This window comes from Kitasatospora sp. NPDC056181 (genome assembly GCF_042266225.1).
In the GTDB taxonomy this organism is placed as follows: domain Bacteria; phylum Actinomycetota; class Actinomycetes; order Streptomycetales; family Streptomycetaceae; genus Kitasatospora.
On record NZ_JBHJUK010000334.1, the window covers coordinates 1 to 1,549 of the forward strand.

The 1,549-nt window shown below is 72.6% G+C and carries 2 protein-coding genes; one reads left to right on the plus strand and one right to left on the minus strand.

All coding sequences use genetic code 11. The features are described 5' to 3' along the window. Positions 1–716: alpha/beta fold hydrolase (locus ACFC1F_RS43345; protein ID WP_376167333.1), on the minus strand; the 716-nt coding region annotated here is incomplete at its 3' end. Between the two features lie 220 nt (positions 717–936). On the opposite strand from ACFC1F_RS43345, the gene ACFC1F_RS43350 reads away from it, so the two are divergent. Further along, positions 937–1,473, plus strand: a complete 537-nt coding sequence (locus ACFC1F_RS43350) for a PadR family transcriptional regulator (RefSeq protein ID WP_376167336.1) — start codon at positions 937–939, stop codon at positions 1,471–1,473. Positions 1,474–1,549: the final 76 nt, after the last annotated feature.

The window sequence follows — 1,549 nt, forward strand, 5'->3', positions numbered from 1 at the left end:
TCGAACATGATGTTGTGCCCGCAGTCCGGGACCGCCACCAGCTCCACCCCCGCCTCCCGCAGCCGGTCCGCACCCGCCGGCTCACCGTCCGCCGCCGGGTGGAGGAACGTCCGCGGGACCTCCAGGCCGAGGAGGAGTTCACGCATGGTCGGGTTGGTGCCGCGGGCGAGGTTGACCGCGCTGCGGTAGAGGGCCTCGGGGCCGGCGAGCCGCATGGTGGACCACCAGAACGGGCCGACCCACCGGCCGACCCTCTCCCGGCCGCCGGCCAGGAACTCCTCCTCGGTGAAGGTGGCGATCCCGCTGCTGCCCGGACGGCGGGCGGGCGCGATCGGGTCGAGGTTGGCGTCGACCAGGAGGAGTTTGGCGACGAGCCGCGGATGCCGGTGGGCCAGGACGATCGCGACCGCGCCCCCCATGCTGTGCCCGACCACCTCGACCTCGGCAAGTCCGGCCTCCTCCACCGCCGCGGCGACCGCGTCGGCGTGGGCCTCCAAGGTGTACGGGAAGTCCGCGGGCCGGTCACTGATGCCGAACCCCAGCAGATCGAGCAGGAGCGAACGACGCCCGGCGAGCAACGGATGGGCGGCCGCCGCCGCGAAGTAGACCGGCGAACTCGCACCCAGACCATGCAGGAACAACCGGGCCGGCTCGACACCCGGCAACTCCACCCAACGAATCCGGTCGCCGTTCGGGGTCACGGTGGCTTGACGCACGGTCGTACTCCTCATCGATTCGGGGCACTGCAGCGAAATGCAGGGGGACGCGGCACAGGCACCGCACGCAGCACCACACGCAGCGCGGCAAAACGCCGGCACCGCGGCAGCGCGGCACCAGCGCGGCGGCATGCCGGGAACGATACCTCGGACCCGAGGTATAGCGGTAGCGATATAGTTGGTGAACGCCCGAGAACGACCCCTTGAGAGAGTGACCCCCATGCTGAAGCTCGCGATCCTCGGGTTCCTCCATGACCGGCCCCTGCACGGCTACGAGCTGCGCCGCCACCTCGCGGCGCTCACCGGGCACGTCCGACCGATCAGCGACGGCACGCTCTACCCGGCGATCAAGCGCCTGGAGTCCGACGGCCTGCTGGTGCGCGAGACCGAGCCGGGGACGACGGCCGCCCCCCGTCACACCCTCCACCTCACGGACGCGGGGCGGGCCGTGCTGCTCGACCGGCTCCGCGCACCCGACGAGCTCGACATCAGCGACGAGAACCGCTGGTTCACCGTGCTGGCCTTCCTCCGCCATCTCGACGGCGAGCCGGCTGCCCAGGCCGCCGTGCTCCGCCGCCGCCTCGCCTTCCTCAGCGAACCGGCCAGCTTCTTCTACGACGGGGCGCGCCCGCTCGGCGCCGAGGAGGTGGCGGACCCGTTCCGCCACGGCATGCTGCTCATCGCGCGGGCCACCACCGAGACCGAACTCGCCTGGCTGCGAGCCACCCTGACGGAGCTTGAGCGCAACGAGCAGTAGGGCCCCGCGGACCGCACCTCCGCCGCCCACCCCGATCCGCCCCGGCGGCCCCCCCCCCCCCCCCAAACCCCCCCCC